22 protein-coding genes and 1 riboswitch are annotated in these 20962 nt (G+C 68.2%); of the genes, 7 read left to right on the top strand and 15 right to left on the bottom strand.

Features of this window, described 5'->3' with window-relative positions:
• Positions 1-12: 12 nt before the first annotated feature.
• From rpsJ to fumC, 11 genes are all read right to left on the bottom strand, one after another.
• Positions 13-321, bottom strand: a complete 309-nt coding sequence (rpsJ, locus tag ACI7BZ_RS17865; RefSeq protein ID WP_012113701.1) for a 30S ribosomal protein S10 — start codon at positions 319-321, stop codon at positions 13-15.
• 70 nt (positions 322-391) lie between these two features.
• Positions 392-1582: an elongation factor Tu gene (tuf, locus tag ACI7BZ_RS17870; protein ID WP_414117314.1), complete on the bottom strand. Its 1191-nt coding sequence runs from the start codon at positions 1580-1582 to the stop codon at positions 392-394.
• Positions 1583-1654: 72 nt separating this feature from the next.
• Positions 1655-3730, bottom strand: coding sequence for an elongation factor G (gene fusA / locus ACI7BZ_RS17875; RefSeq protein WP_414118488.1), 2076 nt, complete (start codon positions 3728-3730; stop codon positions 1655-1657).
• Positions 3731-3750: 20 nt separating this feature from the next.
• Positions 3751-4221, bottom strand: a complete 471-nt coding sequence (gene rpsG, locus ACI7BZ_RS17880) for a 30S ribosomal protein S7 (RefSeq protein ID WP_414118489.1) — start codon at positions 4219-4221, stop codon at positions 3751-3753.
• A 25-nt stretch (positions 4222-4246) separates the two neighbouring features.
• On the bottom strand, positions 4247-4618 hold the full coding sequence (gene rpsL, locus ACI7BZ_RS17885; protein WP_012113697.1) for a 30S ribosomal protein S12: 372 nt from the start codon (positions 4616-4618) through the stop codon (positions 4247-4249).
• Positions 4619-5363: 745 nt separating this feature from the next.
• Positions 5364-5510 (bottom strand): hypothetical protein, encoded by a 147-nt coding sequence (locus ACI7BZ_RS17890; RefSeq protein ID WP_414118490.1) that lies wholly within the window; start codon positions 5508-5510, stop codon positions 5364-5366.
• Between the two features lie 132 nt (positions 5511-5642).
• Positions 5643-6626, bottom strand: coding sequence for a malate dehydrogenase (locus tag ACI7BZ_RS17895; protein WP_414118491.1), 984 nt, complete (start codon positions 6624-6626; stop codon positions 5643-5645).
• Between the two features lie 178 nt (positions 6627-6804).
• Complete coding sequence (locus ACI7BZ_RS17900) at positions 6805-7464, bottom strand: TPM domain-containing protein (protein ID WP_414118492.1); 660 nt, start codon at positions 7462-7464, stop codon at positions 6805-6807.
• Between the two features lie 87 nt (positions 7465-7551).
• Positions 7552-8358, bottom strand: a complete 807-nt coding sequence (locus ACI7BZ_RS17905; protein WP_414118493.1) for a TPM domain-containing protein — start codon at positions 8356-8358, stop codon at positions 7552-7554.
• A gap of 26 nt (positions 8359-8384) precedes the next feature.
• Positions 8385-8996: a LemA family protein gene (locus ACI7BZ_RS17910; RefSeq protein ID WP_414118494.1), complete on the bottom strand. Its 612-nt coding sequence runs from the start codon at positions 8994-8996 to the stop codon at positions 8385-8387.
• A gap of 199 nt (positions 8997-9195) precedes the next feature.
• Positions 9196-10584, bottom strand: coding sequence for a class II fumarate hydratase (gene fumC, locus ACI7BZ_RS17915; protein ID WP_414118495.1), 1389 nt, complete (start codon positions 10582-10584; stop codon positions 9196-9198).
• 272 nt (positions 10585-10856) lie between these two features.
• Here fumC and ACI7BZ_RS17920 point away from each other — a divergent pair, with 272 nt between their 5' ends.
• The 6 genes from ACI7BZ_RS17920 (at position 10857) to ACI7BZ_RS17945 (ending at position 15516) form a co-directional block, all read left to right on the top strand.
• Positions 10857-11051 (top strand): DUF4169 family protein, encoded by a 195-nt coding sequence (locus ACI7BZ_RS17920; RefSeq protein WP_414119208.1) that lies wholly within the window; start codon positions 10857-10859, stop codon positions 11049-11051.
• Positions 11032-11310, top strand: coding sequence for a ribbon-helix-helix domain-containing protein (locus ACI7BZ_RS17925; protein ID WP_414118496.1), 279 nt, complete (start codon positions 11032-11034; stop codon positions 11308-11310). The genes ACI7BZ_RS17920 and ACI7BZ_RS17925 overlap by 20 nt, the downstream gene beginning before the upstream one ends.
• Before the next feature lie 252 nt (positions 11311-11562).
• A complete protein-coding gene (gene hflK / locus ACI7BZ_RS17930) occupies positions 11563-12708 on the top strand; it encodes an FtsH protease activity modulator HflK (protein WP_414118497.1) in 1146 nt (381 codons plus the stop codon).
• Complete coding sequence (hflC, locus tag ACI7BZ_RS17935; RefSeq protein WP_414118498.1) at positions 12705-13628, top strand: protease modulator HflC; 924 nt, start codon at positions 12705-12707, stop codon at positions 13626-13628. Before hflK ends, hflC begins: the two co-directional genes overlap by 4 nt.
• A gap of 19 nt (positions 13629-13647) precedes the next feature.
• Positions 13648-13833: a DUF2065 domain-containing protein gene (locus ACI7BZ_RS17940; protein WP_414118499.1), complete on the top strand. Its 186-nt coding sequence runs from the start codon at positions 13648-13650 to the stop codon at positions 13831-13833.
• A 153-nt stretch (positions 13834-13986) separates the two neighbouring features.
• The gene (locus ACI7BZ_RS17945) at positions 13987-15516 is read left to right on the top strand and encodes a Do family serine endopeptidase (RefSeq protein ID WP_414118500.1); all 1530 of its coding nucleotides are present in this window, start codon (positions 13987-13989) and stop codon (positions 15514-15516) included.
• A 114-nt stretch (positions 15517-15630) separates the two neighbouring features.
• Here the strand turns inward: ACI7BZ_RS17945 and serB are convergent, their stop codons facing one another.
• Positions 15631-16530 (bottom strand): phosphoserine phosphatase SerB, encoded by a 900-nt coding sequence (gene serB / locus ACI7BZ_RS17950; RefSeq protein ID WP_414118501.1) that lies wholly within the window; start codon positions 16528-16530, stop codon positions 15631-15633.
• Here serB and miaA point away from each other — a divergent pair.
• Positions 16529-17479, top strand: coding sequence for a tRNA (adenosine(37)-N6)-dimethylallyltransferase MiaA (gene miaA / locus ACI7BZ_RS17955; protein ID WP_414118502.1), 951 nt, complete (start codon positions 16529-16531; stop codon positions 17477-17479). The two genes, serB and miaA, sit on opposite strands and share 2 nt — an antisense overlap.
• A 31-nt stretch (positions 17480-17510) precedes the next feature.
• Here miaA and ACI7BZ_RS17960 read toward each other — a convergent pair whose 3' ends face one another.
• From ACI7BZ_RS17960 to ACI7BZ_RS17970, 3 genes are all read right to left on the bottom strand, one after another.
• The gene (locus ACI7BZ_RS17960) at positions 17511-18362 is read right to left on the bottom strand and encodes a protein-methionine-sulfoxide reductase heme-binding subunit MsrQ (protein WP_414118503.1); all 852 of its coding nucleotides are present in this window, start codon (positions 18360-18362) and stop codon (positions 17511-17513) included.
• Positions 18363-18582: 220 nt separating this feature from the next.
• On the bottom strand, positions 18583-19596 hold the full coding sequence (locus tag ACI7BZ_RS17965; protein WP_414118504.1) for a tellurite resistance TerB family protein: 1014 nt from the start codon (positions 19594-19596) through the stop codon (positions 18583-18585).
• Positions 19597-19751: 155 nt separating this feature from the next.
• Positions 19752-20546 carry a thymidylate synthase gene (locus ACI7BZ_RS17970; protein WP_414118505.1) on the bottom strand — a complete coding sequence of 265 codons (795 nt, stop codon included), beginning with the start codon at positions 20544-20546 and terminating at the stop codon, positions 19752-19754.
• Positions 20547-20753: 207 nt separating this feature from the next.
• A riboswitch (TPP riboswitch) is annotated at positions 20754-20887 on the top strand.
• Positions 20888-20962 lie beyond the last annotated feature (75 nt).

Consider the following 20962-nt stretch of genomic DNA (forward strand, 5'->3'; position numbering starts at 1 on the left):
CCTCGCCTCACGTCAGAGCTTGATTTCGACGTCAACGCCAGCGGCGAGGTCGAGCTTCATCAGCGCGTCCACCGTCTGGGGAGTCGGATCGACGATATCGAGCAACCTTTTGTGAGTACGCATCTCAAACTGCTCGCGCGACTTCTTGTCGATGTGCGGAGAGCGATTGACGGTGAACTTCTCGATCCGCGTCGGCAGCGGAATCGGGCCGCGCACCTGCGCACCCGTGCGCTTGGCCGTGGCGACGATCTCGCGGGTCGACGCATCGAGGATGCGGTGATCGAACGCCTTCAGGCGAATTCGAATGTTCTGGCCGTTCATGGCTCAAAGGCTCCGGGGAATGAAGGACGCGCGCTCGATGGCGGCGCGCCCCCGTTTCTTCTTGTCTAGATCACTCGATGATGGCGGCGACGACGCCGGCGCCAACCGTGCGGCCACCCTCGCGGATGGCGAAGCGCAGCTTCTCTTCCATGGCGATCGGCACGATCAGCGCCACGTCCATGGAAACATTGTCGCCCGGCATCACCATTTCGGTGCCTTCGGGCAGCGTGCACACGCCGGTCACGTCCGTGGTGCGGAAGTAGAACTGCGGGCGGTAGTTGGTGAAGAACGGGGTATGACGCCCGCCCTCTTCCTTCGTCAGGATGTAGGCCTCGGCCTTAAACTTGGTGTGCGGCTTCACCGTACCCGGCTTGCACACAACCTGGCCGCGCTCCACGTCCTCGCGCTTGGTGCCGCGAACCAGGATGCCGACGTTGTCGCCGGCCTGGCCCTGGTCCAGAAGCTTGCGGAACATCTCGACGCCGGTCACCGTGGTCTTCTGCGTCGGCCGGATGCCGACGATTTCAACTTCGTCGCCAACCTTGATGATCCCGCGCTCCACGCGGCCCGTCACCACCGTGCCGCGGCCCGAGATCGAGAAAACGTCTTCGATCGGCATCAGGAACGGCAGGTCGATGGGACGCTCGGGCTGCGGGATGTAGGCGTCAACCGCCTCCATCAGCTTCAGAACCGCGTCGCGGCCCAGCTTCGGGTCGCCATTCTCAAGCGCAACCAGCGCCGAGCCGCGGATGATCGGGATGTCGTCCCCGGGAAAGTCGTACTTCGACAGAAGCTCGCGGACCTCAAGCTCGACCAGCTCAAGAAGTTCCTCGTCGTCCACCATGTCGCACTTGTTCAGGAACACCACCAGCGCAGGAACGCCAACCTGGCGCGCCAGAAGAATGTGCTCCCGGGTCTGCGGCATCGGCCCGTCCGCCGCCGAAACCACCAGGATCGCGCCGTCCATCTGCGCCGCGCCGGTGATCATGTTCTTCACATAGTCGGCGTGACCGGGGCAGTCCACGTGCGCATAGTGACGGTTCTGCGTCTCGTATTCCACGTGCGCCGTCGAGATCGTGATGCCGCGCGCCTTCTCTTCAGGCGCCTTGTCGATCTGGTCGTACGCCGTGAACGTCGCCCCGCCAGACTCCGCAAGAATCTTCGTGATCGCCGCCGTCAGCGACGTCTTGCCGTGATCCACGTGACCGATCGTGCCGATGTTGCAGTGCGGCTTCGAGCGGTTGAACTTCTCTTTGGCCATGGGACTCTCCGTTGGGTCTCTCTGGCGGAACCTAAAGGGTGAAAACGGGGTGGCGGTTCAGGCCGACGCGCATCACGCGTACTTGGCCTGGACCTCCTGGGCGACGTTCGACGGCACCTGTTCGTAGTGGTCGAACTGCATGGTGAAGGTGGCGCGACCCTGGCTGAACGAGCGCAGGGTGTTCACGTAACCGAACATGTTGGCCAGCGGCACCATCGCGTTGATGACGTTCGCATTGCCGCGCATGTCCTGGCCCTGGATCTGGCCGCGCCGGGAATTCAGGTCGCCGATGACGGAGCCGGTATAATCTTCCGGCGTCACCACCTCGACCTTCATGATGGGCTCGAGCAGCACCGCGGAGCCCTTCTGCAGGGCCTCGCGGAACGCCGCGCGGGAGGCGATTTCGAAGGCCAGAGCCGACGAGTCCACCTCGTGGAAGGCGCCGTCGATGAGCTGCACCTTGACGTCCACCACCGGGAAACCCGCCAGCACACCGGCACCGAGCACGCTCTCGAGGCCCTTCTGGACGCCCGGGATGTACTCCTTCGGCACCGCGCCGCCGACGATGGCGCTCTCGAAGGCAAAGCCCTTGCCCACCTCGTTCGGCTCCACCACGAACTTCACCCGCGCAAACTGGCCGGTACCGCCGGTCTGCTTCTTGTGGGTGTAGTCCACCTCAGTCTTCTTCGTGAGGGTCTCACGATAAGCGACCTGGGGGGCGCCGATATTGGCATCCACCTTGTAGGTGCGCTTCAGGATGTCCACCTTGATGTCGAGATGCAGTTCGCCCATCCCCTTGAGGATGGTCTGGCCGCTCTCGTGGTCGGTGGACACGCGGAAGGACGGGTCCTCGGCGGCCAGCTTGGACAGGGCGATGCCCAGCTTCTCCTGGTCGGCCTTGGACTTCGGCTCGATGGCGATCTCGATGACCGGCTCCGGGAACTCCATCTTCTCCAGGATCACCGCCTTGGCGGGATCGCAGAGGGTGTCGCCGGTGCGCACTTCCTTGAGGCCGGCGAGGGCAACGATGTCGCCCGCAAAGGCCTCCTTGATGTCTTCCCGGTTGTTGGCGTGCATCAGCAGCATCCGCCCGACGCGCTCGCGCTTGTCACGGGTGGAGTTGAGCAGGGCCATGCCGGTTTCCATCTTGCCGGAATAGACCCGGCAGAAGGTGATGGTGCCGACGAAGGGATCGTCCATGATCTTGAACGCGAGCACCGAAGTGGGCTCCTCGTCCGAAGGCATGCGAACCGTGTCTTCCTCGGTCTTGAAGTCGATGCCCTTGATGGCGCCGCGGTCGATGGGAGACGGCAGGAAGTCCACCACCGCATCCAGCAGCGGCTGCACGCCCTTGTTCTTGAAGGCAGAGCCGCAGAACACGGGGTTGAACTTGCGGCCGACCACCGCCTTGCGGATCAGCGACTTGAGGGTCGCCTCGTCCGGCTCGGTGCCGTCCAGGTAAGCAGCCATGGCGTCGTCGTCGAGCTCGACGGCGGCTTCCACCAGCTTGTTGCGATATTCGGCGGCCTTGTCGGCGAGATCCGCGGGGATCTCCTCGTCATGATACTTGGCGCCGAGGGCTTCGTCTTCCCACACCACCGCCTTCATGCGGACGAGGTCGATGATGCCCTTGAAATTGTTCTCGGAACCGATCGGCAGCTGGCAGCACACGGGGTTGCCGGCCACGCGGTCCACGATCATCTCGACGCAGCGGTAGAAGTCGGCGCCGATCTTGTCCATCTTGTTGACGAACACGATGCGCGGCACGTTGTACTTGTCCGCCTGGCGCCACACGGTCTCGGTCTGCGGCTCCACGCCCTGGTTGCCGTCCAGCACGCACACCGCGCCGTCGAGCACACGCAGGGAGCGCTCCACCTCGATGGTGAAGTCCACGTGCCCGGGCGTGTCGATGATGTTCAGGCGCTTGCCCTGCCAGAAAGCGGTCGTCGCGGCCGACGTGATGGTGATGCCGCGCTCCTGCTCCTGGGTCATCCAATCCATGGTGGCGGCGCCATCATGGACTTCGCCGATCTTGTGGCTCTTGCCCGTGTAATAAAGAATCCGCTCGGTGGTCGTGGTTTTCCCAGCATCAATGTGGGCCATGATGCCGAAATTACGGTAGTCCTCGATCGCGTGGCTGCGCGGCATGGCTCAGTCCTCGGTTCCGGTCACCAGCGGTAATGCGAGAAGGCACGGTTGGCTTCCGCCATCCGGTGCGTATCCTCGCGCTTCTTCACGGCAGAGCCGCGATTGTTGGCAGCATCGAGCAGCTCGGCGGAGAGACGCTCCACCATGGTCTTCTCGTTGCGGGCGCGGGCCGAGGCGATCAGCCAGCGGATAGCCAGCGTCTGGCGACGCTCGTTGCGCACTTCGACGGGCACCTGGTAGGTCGCGCCACCGACGCGGCGGGAGCGGACTTCCACGGCCGGGGCGACATTTTCGAGCGCCTGGATGAAGACCTCGACCGGATCGTGCTTGGCCTTGGTCTCGACCACGTCGAGGGCGCCGTACACGATGTTTTCGGCCACGGACTTCTTGCCGTCGCGCATGACGGAATTCATGAAGCGCGACAGGGTCGTGGAGCCATACTTCGCGTCCGGGATGACTTCGCGGCGCTCGGCCTTGTGACGACGGGACATCGTTCAGTTCCTCACTTCAGCCGGATCACTTCGGACGCTTCGCGCCGTACTTCGAACGGCGCTGCTTGCGGTTCTTGACGCCCTGGGTGTCGAGCACGCCGCGCAGGATGTGGTAGCGCACGCCGGGAAGGTCCTTCACGCGGCCGCCGCGGATCATCACCACGGAGTGCTCCTGAAGATTGTGACCCTCGCCCGGAATGTAGCCGATCACTTCGTAGCTGTTGGTGAGCCGAACCTTGGCGACCTTGCGAAGGGCCGAGTTCGGCTTCTTCGGGGTCGTCGTGTAAACACGCGTGCAGACCCCGCGCTTCTGGGGGCTCGCCTGCAGCGCCGGCGCCTTGTCCCGCGCCTTCTGCGCTTCGCGCGGCTTACGGATCAGCTGGTTGATCGTCGGCATGTACGCCTTCGCCTCGTCCTGATCTGCGGCCGGAGCCGCATCCTTGGTTCGACGGCCCTTGCGGAGCCGCCACGACGGACCCCGAGGGGTCCAGAATTTCGTTCGCACCAACGAACGCGAAAGGCGCCGTCCACCACCCTGAAGCGGGGGCAGACACGCCTTTCTCGCGACAGAGGATCACAGCGCGCATTTCCCGAGCGGGCATTTGCCTGCTTGGGACGGCGCTGCGATCATGCACCTGAAGTTATCGCAGTGCTGTTCCTGGCAGCGTTTCGGCTCTTGGATCGCCTTGTTTCCAAGCCGCGTTGGCATTGGGGAACAGAGAACCGACCGCTCAGACGCCGACCGCCTGCCGCGAAGTGGTGCGCTTCTAGCCGTAGAGTCGCTCTACGTCAAGCCTCACAAGGGCCCGCGGCAGAAAAAGGGGGCCGCCACGATACCCTCCGCCGGGCGCCCGTCGGCGGCTAGCGGTCAGCCATTTCGTCGGCAAACCCCTTCAGATAAAGGGATCGCCCGGCGGTGGCGCGGTTGTGGCAGGGGGCAGTAGCAGGGCGGGCCATGGTGCTGCCGTCATAAAATACTTCATAGAAGCCGCAGCTCAGCTGGTGGGCTTCGAGCCAGGAACGCTAGTGGTTCGACCGCGACAGATGGAACCCATCTGCCGCGACCAGGTCGAACCACAACGCCTTGATCTGGTGGATCAACTTTTCGAAACAGATGGGAACCATCCGTTTCGGTTGATCCACTAGGCATCCCGCAGCAACCGCACCGAGTCGGGCGGCAGGGGCGACATCACTTTTCCGTAATCAGCATTGAGGCGGACATCCCAGGCTGCGGCCGGTGCCGTCAGCAGACCCGGCACCAGCGCCGCCGGAAGGCCCGTCCGGCCCATGGCGTCCTCCGGGCGCTCCTGGCTCCCGCAGGGATAAGATCCATGCATCCGCCCCTGCCCCGCGGCGCGCGCGTCGCGGGGCCTAAAGCGTCGGCGCCACCCCTGCGCCGCGGCGCGGGGTAGCGACCGGCATCAGGCCAGGAGGGCGGCGACGCCGTCGCGCTCTTCCAGCAGCTCGTTCAGGGTCTTCTGGAACATGGCCTTGGAGAAGTCGTCCATGGGCAGGCCCTGGACCACCTCGTAATCACCCGCGGTGCACACCGCCGGCATGCCGAACACGATGCCCTCGGGGACGTCATAGGAGCCGTCCGAGGCCACGCCCATGGACACCCACTTGCCGGCGGTGCCGTGGATCCAGTCGTGCATATGATCAATGGCGGCATTGGCGGCCGAGGCGGCGGAGGAGGAGCCCCGCGCCTCGATGATGGCGGCGCCGCGCTTGCCGACGGTCGGCAGCAGGGTCTCGCGGTACCAGGTCTCGTCGTTGATGAGCGCCGGCAGCGCCGTGCCGTTGGCCGAGGCGAAGCGGTAATCGGCATACATGGTGGGCGAGTGGTTGCCCCACACCGCCACCTTCTCGATGTCCTTGCTGGCGATGCCGGCCTTGGCCGCGAACTGCGACAGGGCGCGGTTGTGGTCAAGCCGCAGCATGGCGGTGATGTTGCGGGCCGGCAGGTCCGGGGCGCTCTTGGCGGTGATATAGGCGTTGGTATTGGCCGGGTTGCCCACCACCAGCACCTTCACATCGCGCTTGGCCACCTCGTTCAGCGCCTTGCCCTGGACCTTGAAGATCTCGGCATTGGCGGACAGGAGGTCGGCACGCTCCATGCCCTTCGAGCGCGGACGGGCGCCCACCAGCACGGCCGCGTCGATGTCCTTGAAGGCCACCATCGGATCGTCGGTGATGACGACGCCGGCAAAGTTCGGGAACGCACAGTCCTCGATCTCCATCACCACGCCCTTGACCGCACCCTGCGCCTGGGGGAGGTCGAGCAGTTGGAGGATGACCGGCTGGTCCTTGCCGTACATGTCGCCGTTGGCGATGCGGAAAAGAAGCGAATAGCAAATCTGACCGGCGGCGCCCGTGACAGCGACGCGAACGGCGGGTTTGGTCATGAGAGAAAGCCCTTTGCCTTGGTCGAGCCCCGAAGGCTCGGGCGCGCAATCTATGCCGCGGCGACGCCGATGGAAAGGCGCCGGAATGGCGGCGATTCGTGCAGTCGGCTAGACCCTTCGTCTAGATTCGGCCCGCGGCGGCGCGAAACCGCCCAAGCGGCGATTCCCGCAGCGCCGGTCAGAGCACGATGACGTGGTTGGCAAGCTCGTTGTGATGGCCCGGCCGGCGCGGCAGCGGGCCGGCGAGCAGATCACCCGCCTTGGCCACGCCCGCCATCAGCCCATCGGCGAGGCTGCCCCGCCGGGCCTGCGCCGCCACCGCCTCGCAGATATCGCCCCAGGCCCCATGGCCGAGGGGGGTGTGGACGCCCTCGTCGGCCACCACCTCCACCAGCCGTTCGCGGGCGGCGGCGAAGATGAGGATTCCGGTGCGTCCCCGGGTCTGCGGAATGCCATGGCCGAGAAACAGCTCGATGGCGGCGCTGCGGGCGGCGGCCTTGAGCGCCAGGCGCGGCACCACCCACGGCGCCACGCTCGGCAGCATGAGCACGGAGGCGATCACCACGAACAGCACGGCCTGCACCGCCAGCAGCGTCAGCGGCGGCATGGGCCGCAGCAGCACCACCACCCAGGGCAGCACCAAAGCGGCGAGGGACGCCCACAGGATGGAGAAGAACGGGTGCTGCACCAGCGGCGCGCGCGCCACCACGACCCGGATTTCCGCCGAGGTCTTGGCCTCCGCCGCAGCCACCGCATCGGAAATCTGCAGAAGCGCCGCCTGCGACAGCCCGAACCGGCCGGCGTCTTCAGCTGTCGAGACCGAGGCACCATTGCTCATGAAACGTCTCCCGATGCGCCACTATCGCCTGCCATGCCCCATGCCGCAGCTCCTGCCGGGCCGGCAATCCCTCGCCGGGGCCCAACCCTACCAGTCGCCGGAAGCGCCGCCACCACCGGAAGAGCCTCCCCCGCCCGACCAGCCGCCGCCACCGCCGCCGCCGGACCAGCCGCCGGAGCCGCTCCCCCAGTCCCAGGTGGAGACCGGCCCGCCGGCCACGGCGCCATCGCGCCGCCGCCGCGCCGCAGCGCCCCCGCCGCCCGATCCGCCGCCGCGCGTCACCCGCCAGATGACGAAGCCCCAGAACACGATCATGACGAAGAGAAAGATGAGGTTGTCCACCTCTTCCTCCGACATGCCGGAAGCCTCTTCCTGCCGGGCCCGGACCCGCGCCTCCTCGGGATCGAGATTGAGGATCTCCAGGGTGGCGTCCGTGCCCTTCACGATGCCCGCCGCCATGTCGCCGGACTTGAAGGCGGGCACGATGGCATTGCGGATGATGGTGGAGGCCACCGCATCGGTGAGGATGCCTTCGAGGCCGTAGCCCACCTCGATACGCACCTTGCGTTCCTTCGGCGCCACCAGCAACAGCACGCCGTTGTTCTTCTTCTCCTGCCCGATCCGCCAGGCGCGGAACAGGCGGTTGGCATAATCCTCCACGGAGGTGCCTTCGAGGGAGGGGACGGTGGCGACCACCACCTGGTCCGTGGCCTTGGCCTCCTGCGCCGCAAGCCGGGCGTCCAGCGCCGCCGCCGTGGCGGGGTCGAGGACGTGGGCCGCATCCACCACCCGGCCGGTGAGCGGCGGAAAGGTCGGCTCCGCCCGCGCGCCCCCAATGGCGCCGAGCAGCAGCAGCGCCGCCAGCGCGAGCGCCCGGACGCGGGAGGGAAGCATGTGCGGCACCGGCGCGCCCCTTCCGCTCAGTTGAACTTGACCTTCGGAACCTGCATCTGCTGCTCGGAAATGGTGAACGTCTCCATCGGCTTGTAGCCGCGATAGAGGGTTGCTGCCCAAAGCAGGCCGGGGAAGGTCTTCAGCTCGGTGTTATAGACCCGCACCGCCTCGATATAGTCGCGCCGCGCCACGGCGATGCGGTTCTCCGTGCCCTCGATCTGCGACTGGAGGGCCAGGAAGTTCTGGTTGGACTTGAGGTCGGGATAGGCCTCGGAGACCGCGATCAGCCGGCCGAGCGCGCTGGAAAGGCCCGCCTGCGCATCCTGGAACTGCTTGAACTGCGCCGGATCGGTGATGGTGGAGGCATCCACCCGGATGGAGGTCGCCTTGGCGCGGGCCTCCACCACCGAGGTCAGGACGTCCTTCTCCTGCGACGCGTATCCCTTCACCGTCTCCACCAGATTGGGGATGAGGTCGGAGCGGCGCTGATACTGGTTCATCACCTCGCTCCACGCCGCCTTGGCGCGTTCCTCCTCGGTGGGGATGACATTGACGCCGCAGCCCGCGAGCACCAATGCGGCAAGAGTGGCGAACAGCGGCGCCCGAAGGCGGGAAAGCTGCTGGAACACGAACGACATGAGCCCCTCCCCTGTGGCGGCGCGCAGGCCGTCCGCCGGCCTTATAGCACAGCCCGCGCCGACGGAATGCCGCCGGCCACGAAGGAAGCCGGGCCGGTGACCGCGGCCCGAGATGGCCCGGCAGGTCGCCCGCCTCAGGTTGCGGCCGGGCGCATGCGGGGGCGCCACGGCACCCGCATGCGCCCGGCCGGGGCGCGGCTCAGCCCGGCGAGATCATCTTCTCGGGACGAACGACGGCATCGAACTCCTCGTTCGTCACATAGCCGCCGCCCACCGCTTCCTCGCGCAGGGTGGTGCCCTTCTTGTGCGCGGTCTTGGCGATCTTCGCGGCGTTGTCATAGCCGATCGTCGGGGCGAGCGCGGTGACCAGCATGAGCGAGCGCTCCAGCGCCGCCTTGATGTTGTCCTCGCGCGCCTCGATGCCCACCACGCAATTGTCGGTGAAGCTCACGGCCGCATCCGCCATCAGCCGCACGGACTGAAGGAAATTGTAGGCCATCACCGGATTGTAGACGTTGAGCTCGAAGTGTCCCTGGCTGCCGGCGAAGGAAAGCGCGGCATTGTTGCCGAAGATCTGCACGCAGACCTGGGTGAGCGCCTCGCACTGGGTGGGATTCACCTTGCCCGGCATGATGGACGAGCCGGGCTCGTTCTCCGGCAGCGACAGCTCGCCGAGGCCCGAGCGCGGGCCGGAGCCGAGCAGGCGGATGTCGTTGGCGATCTTGAACAGGGAGGCGGCCACCGTGTTGATGGCCCCGTGCGAGAACACCATGGCGTCGTGGGCGGCGAGCGCCTCGAACTTGTTGGGCGCCGAGGTGAAGGGCAGGCCGGTGATGGCGGCGATCTTGTCCGCCACCGCCTCGGCGAAGCCCACCGGGGCGTTGAGGCCGGTGCCCACCGCGGTGCCGCCCTGGGCGAGCTGCATCAGCGCCGGCAGGGTCAGTTCGATGCGCGCGATGCCGTTCTCCACCTGCTGGGTGTAGCCGGAAAACTCCTGGCCGAGGGTGAGCGGGGTCGCGTCCTGGGTGTGGGTGCGGCCGATCTTGATCACGCCCGCCCACTGCTGCGCCTTGTCGTTCAGGGCGTTGCGCAGCTTCTGCAGCGCCGGCAGCAGCCGGTGCACGATTTCTTCCGCGCAGGCGATGTGCATGGCGGTGGGATAGGTGTCGTTGGACGACTGGCTCATGTTGACGTGATCGTTGGGATGAACGGGCTTCTTGGAGCCCATTTCCCCGCCGAGCATCTCGATGGCCCGGTTGGAGATCACCTCATTGGCATTCATGTTGGACTGGGTGCCCGACCCGGTCTGCCAGACCGCCAGCGGGAAGTGCGCGTCCAGCTTGCCCTCGATGACCTCCTGCGCGGCGGCGACGATGGCGTCGGCGAGCTTGGGATCGAGCCGGCCGAGGTCGCGGTTCACTTCAGCCGCGGCGCGCTTCACGATGCCGAGGGCGCGGACCACGGGCAGGGGCTGCTTTTCCCAGCCGATCTTGAAGTTTCCGAGCGATCGCTGCGCCTGCGCGCCCCAATAGCGGTCGGATTCAACTTCGATGGGACCGAAGGTGTCGGTCTCGGTGCGCGTGGTCATCGGCTTCACCTCTTCATGTGCCGCGGGGCGGCGGGCTCATAGCACAGCTGGCGGCCTGGCGGGGAGACGCCGGCGTTGGCTAAAATAATTCTAGGGTGGTAGCCGGCGGATGTTACCTCTCCCAAAATTGGCCATATCTTGAACGCGCTCTAGGAGGTAGAATTTCTTCGGCGAGCAAACTTGGTCTGGCGGGGTCCGCCGGCCGTAGAAAAAATCACTCGCCGACGGGGTCGGAGGAATCCGGCGGCAAGGTGAGGCAAGCGTTGGGCGACGTGGTCAATCTTCATCGGGCGCGCAAAGCGCGAGTCCGTCGGGCGGCAGAGGCGAAGGCCGGGGAAAACCGCCTGCGATTCGGGCGGACCAAGGCTGAGCGCGAGCAGCAGGCTGACGAGTTCGACCGGCAGAAGCGCCACCTTGAGGGCCACGCCCTGACCGAGAGGGATGAACATGAAAAGCCCCGTGGTTAAGAGATCCATCGTCATCGCCGGCCACAAGACCAGCGTGAGTCTCGAAGACGCCTTCTGGGAGGCGCTGAAGGAGATCGCCAGCAGTCGCCGGCTCACCCTGTCCGACCTCGTGGCAACCATTGATTCTGCACGAACGCAGGGCAATCTGTCGTCGGCCATTCGCCTCTTCGTCCTCGACCACTATCGAGGCGCAGCAACGGCTGCACGCGGACAGGCCACCACCGAGCGCATGAGTGTGGCCAGTCCTCCCGTTGCGTAAACCGCAACTCGACCCTATCTGCGATGCAGGTGCACCGCGTGCCGCGTTGAAAGGCGGCGCGCGGTTTCCTATAACCACCTAGCCCGACGGGGCGACGTCCCGGGATGGATTACGATCCGCCCCGCGGCTTTTCCCCCGACGGATCCGGTTCGCGCCGGACCGGATCTTTTGCGGCAGGCCCGCTCGGGGTCCGCAGGTGGCTCGGAGTGACGCGCGCGTGCCGATGGCGGCACCGCCGACGGGAGACGACGGATGTCGTGGAAGAATCAGAGTGGCGGCCCGTGGGGTAACGGGCCGCGAGGCCCCTGGGGTTCGGGGCCGTCTTCATCGGGACCGACGCCACCTGACCTGGAAGATCTGATACGCCGCAGCCAGGATCAGCTCCGCAACATCCTGCCGAGCGCCTTTGGCGGCAAGGGCATTGCGATCATCATCGCGCTCGTGGTCTTCGGCTGGTTCATGTCCGGCTGGTACGTGGTGCGGCCCAACGAGCAGGGCGTGGTGCTGCGCTTCGGCGCCTTCCAGGGCGTCACCCAGCCCGGCCCGAACTATCACTGGCCCTACCCGATCGAGACCGTGCTGACCCCCAGGGTCACCGAATTCAACCGCATCGACATCGGCATGCGCGTCGGCGAAGACTCGCGCCGCAGTTCGTCGGGAATGCGGGACGTCCCCGAGGAAAGCCAGATGCTGACCGGCGACGAGAACATCGTCGACGTGGACTTCGTGGTGATCTGGAAGATTTCGGACCCCGAGCAGTATCTGTTCAACGTTCAGAACCCCGAGGGCACCATCAAGGCCGTGGCCGAAAGCGCCATGCGCGAGGTCATCGGGCGCACCAACATCCAGCCCATCCTCACCGGCGCCCGGCAGAACATCGAGACCGGCGTTCAGGAGCTGATGCAGTCGGTCCTCAACAGCTACAAGGCCGGCGTGCAGATCACCCAGGTCCAGCTGCAGAAAGTGGACCCGCCCAGCCAGGTCATCGACGCCTTCCGCGACGTGCAGGCCGCCCGCGCCGATGCCGAGCGCGTGCAGAACGAGGCCCAGGCCTATGCCAACCGCGTGCTGCCGGAAGCGCGCGGCGAAGCCTCCCGCGTGGAGAATGCGGCCCAGGCCTATCGCGAGCGCACCGTCGTGGAGGCGCGCGGCCAGGCGGCGCGCTTCATCAAGGTCTTTGACGAATACCAGAAGGCGAAGGACGTGACGCGCCAGCGCATGTATCTCGAAACCATGGAGCGCGTACTCGGCGGCATGGACAAGGTGGTGGTGGACCAGTCCGCCACCCGCAGCGGCGCGGGCGGCGGCAATTCCGGCGTCGTGCCGGTGCTGCCCCTCGCCGACATGCTCCGCCGCCAGCCGGCGCCGGTGGTCCAGCCCCAGGGAGGCACGCGATGAAGAACCCCGTCCTCGGCGGCGTTCTCGCCATTCTCGGCGTCGTCGCCCTCGTGCTGATCTATTCGTCCGCCTTCGTCGTCTACCAGACCCAGCAGGCGCTGGTGCTGCGGCTCGGCGAGCCGCTGGCGCCGGTGACCCGGCCGGGCCTGCACTGGAAGGTGCCGTTCATCGACAGCGTGGTCTATCTCGACAATCGCATCCTCGATCTGGAAAACCCCTCGCAGGAAGTGATCGCCTCGGACCAGAAGCGGCTGGTAGTGGACGCCTTTGCGCGCTACCGCATCACCGAGCCGCTGCGCTTCTACCAGTCCGTGGGCACGGTGCAGAACGCCAACTCCCGCCTTTCGGCGGTGCTGAACTCGGCGCTGCGCCGGGTGCTGGGCGAGAACACCTTCACCACCCTGGTGCGCGACCAGCGCGAGGCGCTCATGCGCCAGATCGGCGAGCAGGTGAACCGCGAGGCGGCCAGCTTCGGCATCTCCGTGGTGGATGTCCGCATCCGCCGCGCCGACCTGCCGGAAGCCAACAGCCAGGCGGTTTTCCAGCGGATGCAGACGGAACGCCAGCGGGAGGCCGCGGAGATTCGCGCCCAGGGCAGCGAGGCCGCCCAGCGCCTGCGTGCACGGGCCGAACGCGAGGCCACCATCGTCATCGCCGAGGCCAATTCCAAGGGCGAGCAACTGCGCGGCGAGGGTGACGCGGAACGCAACAGCATCTTCGCCGATGCGTTCGGCCGGGACCCGGACTTCTTCACCTTCTACCGCTCCATGCAGGCCTATGAAGCCAGCCTGAAGCCCGGCGACACCCGCCTGCTGGTGAGCCCGGATTCAAGCTTCTTCCGCTACTTCCAGGACCCGCTCGGCGGCGGACCCCGGACGCCCCCGGCCGCTTCGCCGGCGGCACCCGCCGGCGCGAACTGACGACCGGGCCGGGGACGGCATGAAGGATCTTTTTGCCGCCCTCGGCCTGATGCTTGCCATCGAGGGCCTGTGCCTCGCCGCCTTTCCGGGGGCGTGGCGGCGGGCCATGCGGGCCGTGCTGCACGCCCCCGAAACGCCCATGCGCCTCGCCGGCCTCGCCGTCGGGGCGCTTGGCGTTCTGTTGGTCTTCTTCGTCCGCGCCTGACCCGCCACCGCACGCCTTTGCCGGCGCGCCGCAATGCCGCCGCACCCTGCTGCTGCCTTCGGCCCCACGCGCCGGATCGTGACCGATTTGCCCTTGCGTGCGCCGGGTGGCCGGCGCAGCCTCGGACGGACCACCGCCGCATCGAGGAGAGCCATGCCCGCTTCACGCCGCCTGTCCGGCCCTGCCCTTCCGCCCCGACCCCGCCTGCCCCGCTCCCCCCTGTCCAACCGGTCCTGGCCGGCACTGGCGCTGGCGGCTTTCCTCGGCCTCTGCGCCCTGGCCCCCGCCGGGCTGCAGGCCGCCCCCGGCAAGGGGCCGGATACGGTGGCGGATGTGGCGGAAAAGGTCATGGATGCGGTGGTGAACATCTCCACCTCGCAAAATGTGGCCCCCTCCCGCTCCGTGCCGGCGCCGCAATTGCCGCCGGGCTCGCCGTTCGAGGATTTCTTCGAGGAATTCTTCAAGCGCCGCCAAGATGATAACGGCGAAAGCCGGTCCCGCCGGGTGTCTTCCCTCGGCTCCGGTTTCGTGATCGACGCCTCCGGCTACATCGTCACCAACAACCATGTGATCGCCGATGCCGACGAGATCTTCGCCAACTTCAACGATGGTTCGAAGCTGAAGGCCGAGCTGGTCGGCCGCGACACCAAGACCGACCTCGCCTTGCTCAAGGTGAAGCCGGACCGGCCGCTGACCTTCGTGAAGTTCGGCGATTCCGAGAAGCTTCGTGTCGGCGACTGGGTGATGGCCATCGGCAACCCGTTCGGCCTCGGCGGCACGCTGACGGTGGGGGTCGTCTCCGCCCGCAACCGCGACATCAATTCCGGCCCCTACGACAATTTCATCCAGACCGACGCCGCCATCAACCGCGGCAATTCCGGCGGGCCGCTGTTCAACATGGAGGGCGAGGTGGTCGGCGTGAACACCGCCATCATCTCCCCCTCGGGCGGGTCCATCGGCATCGGCTTTGCCGTGCCGGCCGCTACCGCCCAGCCGGTGCTGGCGCAGCTGGAGCAGTTCAAGGAGGTGCGGCGCGGCTGGATCGGGGTGCGCATCCAGCCGGTCACCGACGACATCGCCGAGAGCCTCGGCCTGGGCAAGGCGCGCGGCGCGCTCATCGGCGTGGTCACAGAGGACAGCCCGGCCGCCAAGGGCGGCATCAAGGCCGGCGACGTGATCGTCAAGTTCAACGGCCGCGACATCAAGGAGGTGCGCGACCTCACCCGCAGCGTGGCCGACACCATGGCCGACACGGACGTGGACGTGCTGGTGATCCGCAAGGGCAAGGAGGAGACGCTGCGCCTCAAGGTCGCCCGCATGCCCGAGGACGACAAGCCCGCCGAGCCCGCCAAGCCCAGCCAGGATGCCCAGAAGGTGCCCACCCGCCGCGCCCTGGGCATGGAGCTGTCCGCCATGAGCGAGGACCTGCGCAAGCGCTACGCCATCAAGAGCGAGGTGACGGGCGTGGTGGTGACCGAGGTGGAACGCTCCTCCCCCGCCGCCGACAAGGGCCTCAAGGCCGGCCAGGTGATCGTGCAGGTGGGCCAGGAGGCGGTGGCCAGCCCCGCGGACGTGGAGAAGCAGGTGGAGGCCCTGCGCAGCCAGGGCAAGCGCTCCGCCCTGCTCCTGGTGTCCGATGGCGAGGGCCGCCAGGAGTTCGTGACCATCCCGCTTGCCCGATAGAGCGCGATCCGCCCATGTGGAGCCGCCCCGCGGCGCCGCATGGGCGGTGCATCGCCCTCTGGCGCCAAGATGGAGAACGCTCTTGTTTATTGAACGGAGCCGGCCCGCCCCCGTTCAGGCGGTGCGGAAGTCGTCCCGGCTGTAGCCCTGCATGAACAAGAGGGCGGTCAGGTCGCCATGGTCGATGCGGGCATGGGCTGCCGCGGCCACCGCCGGCTTGGCGTGGTAGGCGACGCCCAGCCCGGCCTCGCAGAGCATGGCCAGGTCGTTGGCGCCGTCGCCCACCGCCATGGTTTCGGAGGGGGCGAGGTGCATCTGGTCGCGCAGCTCCACCAGGGTGGCGAGCTTGGCCTCGCGGCCCAGGATGGGCTCTTCCACCGCCCCTACGAAACGCCCCTCGTCCACCAGCAGGGTGTTGGCGCGGTGCTCGTCGAAGCCGAGCCGCTCGGCGATGTTCCCGGTGAACAGGGTGAAGCCGCCGGAAACCAGCGCCGTATAGGCGCCGTTGGCCTTCATGGTGCCCACCAGCTCCGCCGCGCCGGGGGTGAGGTGGATGCGCTCGCGCAGCACCTCGCCCACCACGTTCGCCGGCAGCCCACGCAGCAGCGCCACGCGTTCGCGCAAGGCCGGCTCGAAGGCGATCTCGCCGCGCATGGCCCGCTCGGTGATGGCCGAGACATGGGCCTTGAGCCCCACCAGATCCGCCAGCTCGTCGATGCATTCCTGGCCGATCATGGTGGAATCCATGTCGGCGAGGAACAGGCGCTTGCGCCGGCCGGCCTCCATCTGCACCACCACGTCGAGGGGCGCGCCGCCCAGGGCGCCGCGCACCGCATCCGCCAGCGCCTGCGAATCTGCGCCCAGGGGTGGGGCGAAATGAATGTCCACCGCCACCTCCGGCGCCAGTACCACCGCATCCTGCGCCTGCGGCAGCACGGAACGGGCATGGTGGATTGCCTCCCGGGTCAAAGCCGGGGCAGATGGGTTGGAAATCAGCGTCGCGACATAGGCCATGGCAATATTGGAACTCGAAGGGAGGAAGGGGCCGTCGGCGGTGCTCATCGCAGGTCCCACCGCCAGCGGCAAGTCGGCCCTCGCCAGCGCGCTTGCGGCGCGGGCGGGGGGCATCGTGCTCAATGCAGATTCCATGCAAGTGTACGGCGACCTTGCGGTGCTCACGGCGCGGCCGACCGTCGCGGAGATGGCGCAGGTCCCCCATGGCCTCTACGGCCATGTGGATGCCGACGCCGACTATAGCGTGGGCCGCTGGCTGGAGGATGCCCGCACGGCCTTGGCCGATGCGCGGGCCGCCGGGCGGCTGCCGGTGTTCGTGGGCGGCACCGGGCTTTATTTCCGCGCGCTGACACAGGGCCTCGCCGATGTTCCGCCGGTGCCCGAAGCGGTGCGCGGCGCGGTGCGGGACGAGGCGCAGGCGCTGGATGCCGCCGTCCTCCACGCTCGCCTTGCCGCCGTCGATCCCGCCGCGGCCGCCCGCATCGCCCCCAATGATCGCCAGCGCATTCTGCGCGCGCTGGAGGTGATGGCAGCCACCGGCCGCCCCCTCTCCGCCTGGCAGCGCGATGCCGCCCCGCCGCTGCTGGAGGCCGCCGGCTGCGTGCGGCTGGTGCTGGAGGTGGAGCGCGCCGAGCTGCGCGCCCGCATCGACGCGCGGTTCGAGGCCATGATGGCGGCCGGCGCGCTGGAGGAGGTGCGCGCCCTCGCCGCCCGCCGGCTCCACCCCGCCCGCACGGTGCTCAAGGCCCATGGCGCCCCCGCCCTCACCCGCCATCTGGCGGGGGAAATAACGCTGGACGACGCCATCCGCGAAGGGCAAGGCGATACCCGGCGCTATGCCAAGCGGCAGGACACCTTCTTCCGCCACCAGATGGCCGACTGGCCCCGCGCTGCACCGCCCGAGGCCCTGGCGGCGCTGCTGGAGGCCGTGGCCCGGCACGCCGGCTGAGAAGGGGGCGCGGCGGCCAGACGCCAACCGCTCAGGCGCCGCGGCCGGCCACCGCCCGGCGCCCGCTTGGCTGCGGCGCTGCCCGCTGGCGCAAGGCCACAACTGCCGCCGCCGCAAGGCCGCCCGCCAGCACCCACCAGGCCGGGCGCGGGCCGAGATCGAACGAAAGGTTGGCCTGCGCCACCAGCCACGGGTCCACCCGCGTGGCCGCCGCATACCACACCACCTCCACGCCAGCCGTGAGCAGCGCCGCCGCCACCGCCAGCCCGGCCAGCCCCAGGGGCGTCACCTGCCCGGCCACGCGCAGGGCGATGCGATAAGCGAACAGCAATATGAACACCCCGGCCATCACCACCGGCTCGGTCACGTCCAGCTTGGATTGCAGGAAGAAATGCACCGTCGCCAGCACGGCGATGAGATAGACCGCCGCATGCAGGCGGTTCCACCGCTCCGCTCCCAGGCGGCGGATGGCGCCGTCGAAGGACGTGGCGCCCAGCGCCACCAGCAAGGCCAGCGCCACCGCGCCGATGGTGAGATAGATGCGCAGGGCAATTTCCGTCACCGCCCGCAGCGCCCCCTGGTCCACGAAGAACAGCCCCAGATGCAGCGCGCCATAGCCCAGCGCCGCCAGCCCCAGGATGCGCCGGGCGAAATAGAGCTTGGGCCAGGCCAGAAGCCGCCGCAGCGGCGTCACCATCAGCCCCAGCGCCAGGAAGCGCAGCGCCCACAGGCCGGTGAAGTGGATGGCGGCGGTGAAGGGCCGCGGGCCGAGATCGCCGCCAAGGGCGACACCGGCGAGCCATGCGGCAGGCAGCACAGCGGCAACAAGGCTCAGGGTCTTCTCGGGGCTGAACTTGCCCGAGCGCTCGTGAAACAGGGGCATGGCGCCTTCCGCGTCAGGGGGCGGCGGGCGGAGGCCGGCCGCGCACTTCCCTTTACGCCACGCATCCGGGCGGCGTTACGGCCGGCCCCTGCACGAGTGCGTGAGGGCCCGGGCGCAAGGCCCCCGGCCGTGCGGCTGCGAAATCGCCGCCTGTGGAACGCGAAAACCGGGCGGCGGATTTCGGCCGTCGCCCTTCGCTGCCCGCCACCACGCGGGGCGCTCAGGCGTTGAGGTCCGCGTCCACCTGCGCCTTCAGGCCCGGATCAATGCCGAGGGCGCGGGCGAGCTCGGCCAGATAGGCCTTCTCCTCGGCGCTGTCAGGCCGGATGGCCATGGCGGAGGCGGCATAGATCTGCAGCGCCGCCTCGGGAGTGGTGGCGGCATTCACCACCTGCTGCGGGTCCACCGGCGTGGCCAGGAAGGTGATGAGCGCGTCGCGCTCCTGCGCCGGCACGCCCATGCGCGCCATGCCGCCGGTGATGCGGTTCAGCTCGTCCTGGTCCAGCTGGCCGTCCGCCTGCGCCGCGCCGGCCATGGCCGCCAGCAGCACGCCGGAAAAGGCATCCGCCCCGCCGGGCGCCTGCGTGGGAGTGAAGCCGGTGGCATCGGGCGTGCCGGAGGTGAAGGCCGCGCGGCCCTGCCCACCCTGCGCCTGCCACTTGCGGAAGGCGTTGAAGGCCAGCATGCCGATGACGGCGAGGCCGCCGTATTTCACCAGGTCGTTGCCGCCGCTGGGCTGGGTGGTGGGCTTCGGCCCGGCCTGCGGCGCGGGTGCGGGGGCCGGCGCGGGGGCCGGTGCGGGGAAGGGGCTGGGCTGCGCGCCGCCGGCCGGCCCGCCCAGGGCGTCCTGCGCCAGATCTCCGAGGCCGCCGCCCGCCTGGCTGCCGCCGAGGGTGCCGCCGCCGATGCTTCCGCCACCGGGAGCGCCGCCGCCGAGAATCTGCCCGAGAAGGTCGCCGAGGCCGCCGGGAAGGCCGCCTGCCGCCCCGCCGGCCGCGCCGCCACGGGGTTGGCCCGCGCCGCCGAGCACCTGGCCCAGAAGGTCACCAAGACCACCGGGAAGGCCGCCGCCCGGCGCGGCCTGGCCCGCCGGCTGCTGTCCGCCGCCGGCCAGCACCTGGCCGAGAAGGTCGCCCAGCGCCCCGCCGCCGGCACCGGACTGGCCGCCCCGCACGCTTCCCCCGCTCAGCGCCGCGCCCAGCAATTGACCCAGAAGGCTACCTGCGTCCGCCATGAGATCCTCCCCTGAAACCGAAGCGTTCCTGGCTTTCGGATTGATGCCGCGCACCGTGCGCGAACCCCTCAGCCCCACCGCCCGGACCGCCGTGCCGTCCGAGACAACCAGACGTTCAAGTCCGGCCCGTGACGGCCGCGCCCGGGTGCGGGGGCTCACACGGCCACGGGGGCCTTGATGTGCGGGTGGGGGTCGTATCCCTCGATGGCGATGTCCTCGTAGCGGAAGGCGAAGATGTCGCTGACGCCCGGGGCGAGCTTCAGCACCGGCAGCCGCCGCGGCGCCCGGGCCAGTTGCGCGCGCGCCTGGTCCAGGTGGTTGAGGTAGAGATGCGCGTCGCCCAGGGTGTGGACGAAATCGCCCACCTTCAGCCCGGTCGCCTGCGCCACCATGTGGGTGAGCAGCGCATAGGAGGCGATATTGAACGGCACGCCCAGGAACACATCCGCCGAGCGCTGGTAGAGCTGGCAGGAGAGCCGGCCGTCCAGCACCGCGAACTGGAACAGGCAGTGGCAGGGCGGCAGCGCCATTTTCGGCACGTCCGCCGGATTCCAGGCGGTGACGATGAGCCGGCGCGAATCGGGGTTGCGGCGGATGTCGGAAACCACCTGCGCAATCTGGTCGATCACCCCGCCCTCCGGGGTGGGCCAGGAGCGCCACTGGTGGCCGTAGACCGGCCCGAGGTCGCCCTTGGCGTCGGCCCACTCGTCCCAGATGGAGACGCCGTTTTCCTTCAGGTAGGCGATGTTGGTGTCGCCGGCCAGGAACCACAGCAGCTCATGGACGATGGATTTCAGGTGCAGCTTCTTGGTGGTGACGAGGGGAAACCCCTCGTCCAGCCGGAAGCGCATCTGGTGGCCGAACACGCTGAGCGTGCCGGTGCCGGTGCGGTCGTCCTTGCGGACGCCCTCCTCCAGGATGCGGCGGAGAAGCTGGTGATAGGCTTCCATGTCTCTCCTGCGGCGTCTTTCCTGCAGCGTCACGGCTGCGGCGCGGACCTGGTGGCGGACCTTCGCCGCCCCGCGCTCTTTCGCCGACACTCTATCCCCCGCGCGGCGCGCCCGCCATGGGCCGTGCGCCAGCCATCCACATGCAGCGGTGCGGGAGACCTGCTGCACCGCAGCGTTGACAGGAGCCGCTGGTATACACCACACTCGATCCGTTCCAAGGGGGGCCCCGGAAGGGGCTGAGATTTCGCAACGTCCTGCGCCATCACGGCCCGCGACACCGCGATGACCCTTCGAACCTGATCCGGGTCATACCGGCGAAGGGATCGGAACCCGTGCGCCCCGGCACTTCAGGGCCGAGCCGCACCCGTCTCCTAAGCTCGATTCCCGGCTCTCGTTGAAAGCGCAAGCTGAACGGA

Origin of the sequence: Xanthobacter sp. AM11 (assembly GCF_047444035.1) — a bacterium.
Classification (GTDB): Bacteria; Pseudomonadota; Alphaproteobacteria; order Rhizobiales; family Xanthobacteraceae; genus Xanthobacter.

Coding starts and splice junctions, on each gene's coding strand:
- rpsJ (WP_012113701.1), bottom strand. CDS start 321: ATGAACGGCCAGAACATTCGAATTCGCCTGAAGGCGTTCGATCACCGC.
- tuf (WP_414117314.1), bottom strand. CDS start 1,582: ATGGCCAAAGAGAAGTTCAACCGCTCGAAGCCGCACTGCAACATCGGC.
- fusA (WP_414118488.1), bottom strand. CDS start 3,730: ATGCCGCGCAGCCACGCGATCGAGGACTACCGTAATTTCGGCATCATG.
- rpsG (WP_414118489.1), bottom strand. CDS start 4,221: ATGTCCCGTCGTCACAAGGCCGAGCGCCGCGAAGTCATCCCGGACGCG.
- rpsL (WP_012113697.1), bottom strand. CDS start 4,618: ATGCCGACGATCAACCAGCTGATCCGTAAGCCGCGCGAAGCGCAGAAG.
- ACI7BZ_RS17890 (WP_414118490.1), bottom strand. CDS start 5,510: ATGGGCCGGACGGGCCTTCCGGCGGCGCTGGTGCCGGGTCTGCTGACG.
- ACI7BZ_RS17895 (WP_414118491.1), bottom strand. CDS start 6,626: ATGACCAAACCCGCCGTTCGCGTCGCTGTCACGGGCGCCGCCGGTCAG.
- ACI7BZ_RS17900 (WP_414118492.1), bottom strand. CDS start 7,464: ATGAGCAATGGTGCCTCGGTCTCGACAGCTGAAGACGCCGGCCGGTTC.
- ACI7BZ_RS17905 (WP_414118493.1), bottom strand. CDS start 8,358: ATGCTTCCCTCCCGCGTCCGGGCGCTCGCGCTGGCGGCGCTGCTGCTG.
- ACI7BZ_RS17910 (WP_414118494.1), bottom strand. CDS start 8,996: ATGTCGTTCGTGTTCCAGCAGCTTTCCCGCCTTCGGGCGCCGCTGTTC.
- fumC (WP_414118495.1), bottom strand. CDS start 10,584: ATGACCACGCGCACCGAGACCGACACCTTCGGTCCCATCGAAGTTGAA.
- ACI7BZ_RS17925 (WP_414118496.1), top strand. CDS start 11,032: ATGAAAAGCCCCGTGGTTAAGAGATCCATCGTCATCGCCGGCCACAAG.
- hflK (WP_414118497.1), top strand. CDS start 11,563: ATGTCGTGGAAGAATCAGAGTGGCGGCCCGTGGGGTAACGGGCCGCGA.
- hflC (WP_414118498.1), top strand. CDS start 12,705: ATGAAGAACCCCGTCCTCGGCGGCGTTCTCGCCATTCTCGGCGTCGTC.
- ACI7BZ_RS17940 (WP_414118499.1), top strand. CDS start 13,648: ATGAAGGATCTTTTTGCCGCCCTCGGCCTGATGCTTGCCATCGAGGGC.
- ACI7BZ_RS17945 (WP_414118500.1), top strand. CDS start 13,987: ATGCCCGCTTCACGCCGCCTGTCCGGCCCTGCCCTTCCGCCCCGACCC.
- miaA (WP_414118502.1), top strand. CDS start 16,529: ATGGCAATATTGGAACTCGAAGGGAGGAAGGGGCCGTCGGCGGTGCTC.
- serB (WP_414118501.1), bottom strand. CDS start 16,530: ATGGCCTATGTCGCGACGCTGATTTCCAACCCATCTGCCCCGGCTTTG.
- ACI7BZ_RS17960 (WP_414118503.1), bottom strand. CDS start 18,362: ATGCCCCTGTTTCACGAGCGCTCGGGCAAGTTCAGCCCCGAGAAGACC.
- ACI7BZ_RS17965 (WP_414118504.1), bottom strand. CDS start 19,596: ATGGCGGACGCAGGTAGCCTTCTGGGTCAATTGCTGGGCGCGGCGCTG.
- ACI7BZ_RS17970 (WP_414118505.1), bottom strand. CDS start 20,546: ATGGAAGCCTATCACCAGCTTCTCCGCCGCATCCTGGAGGAGGGCGTC.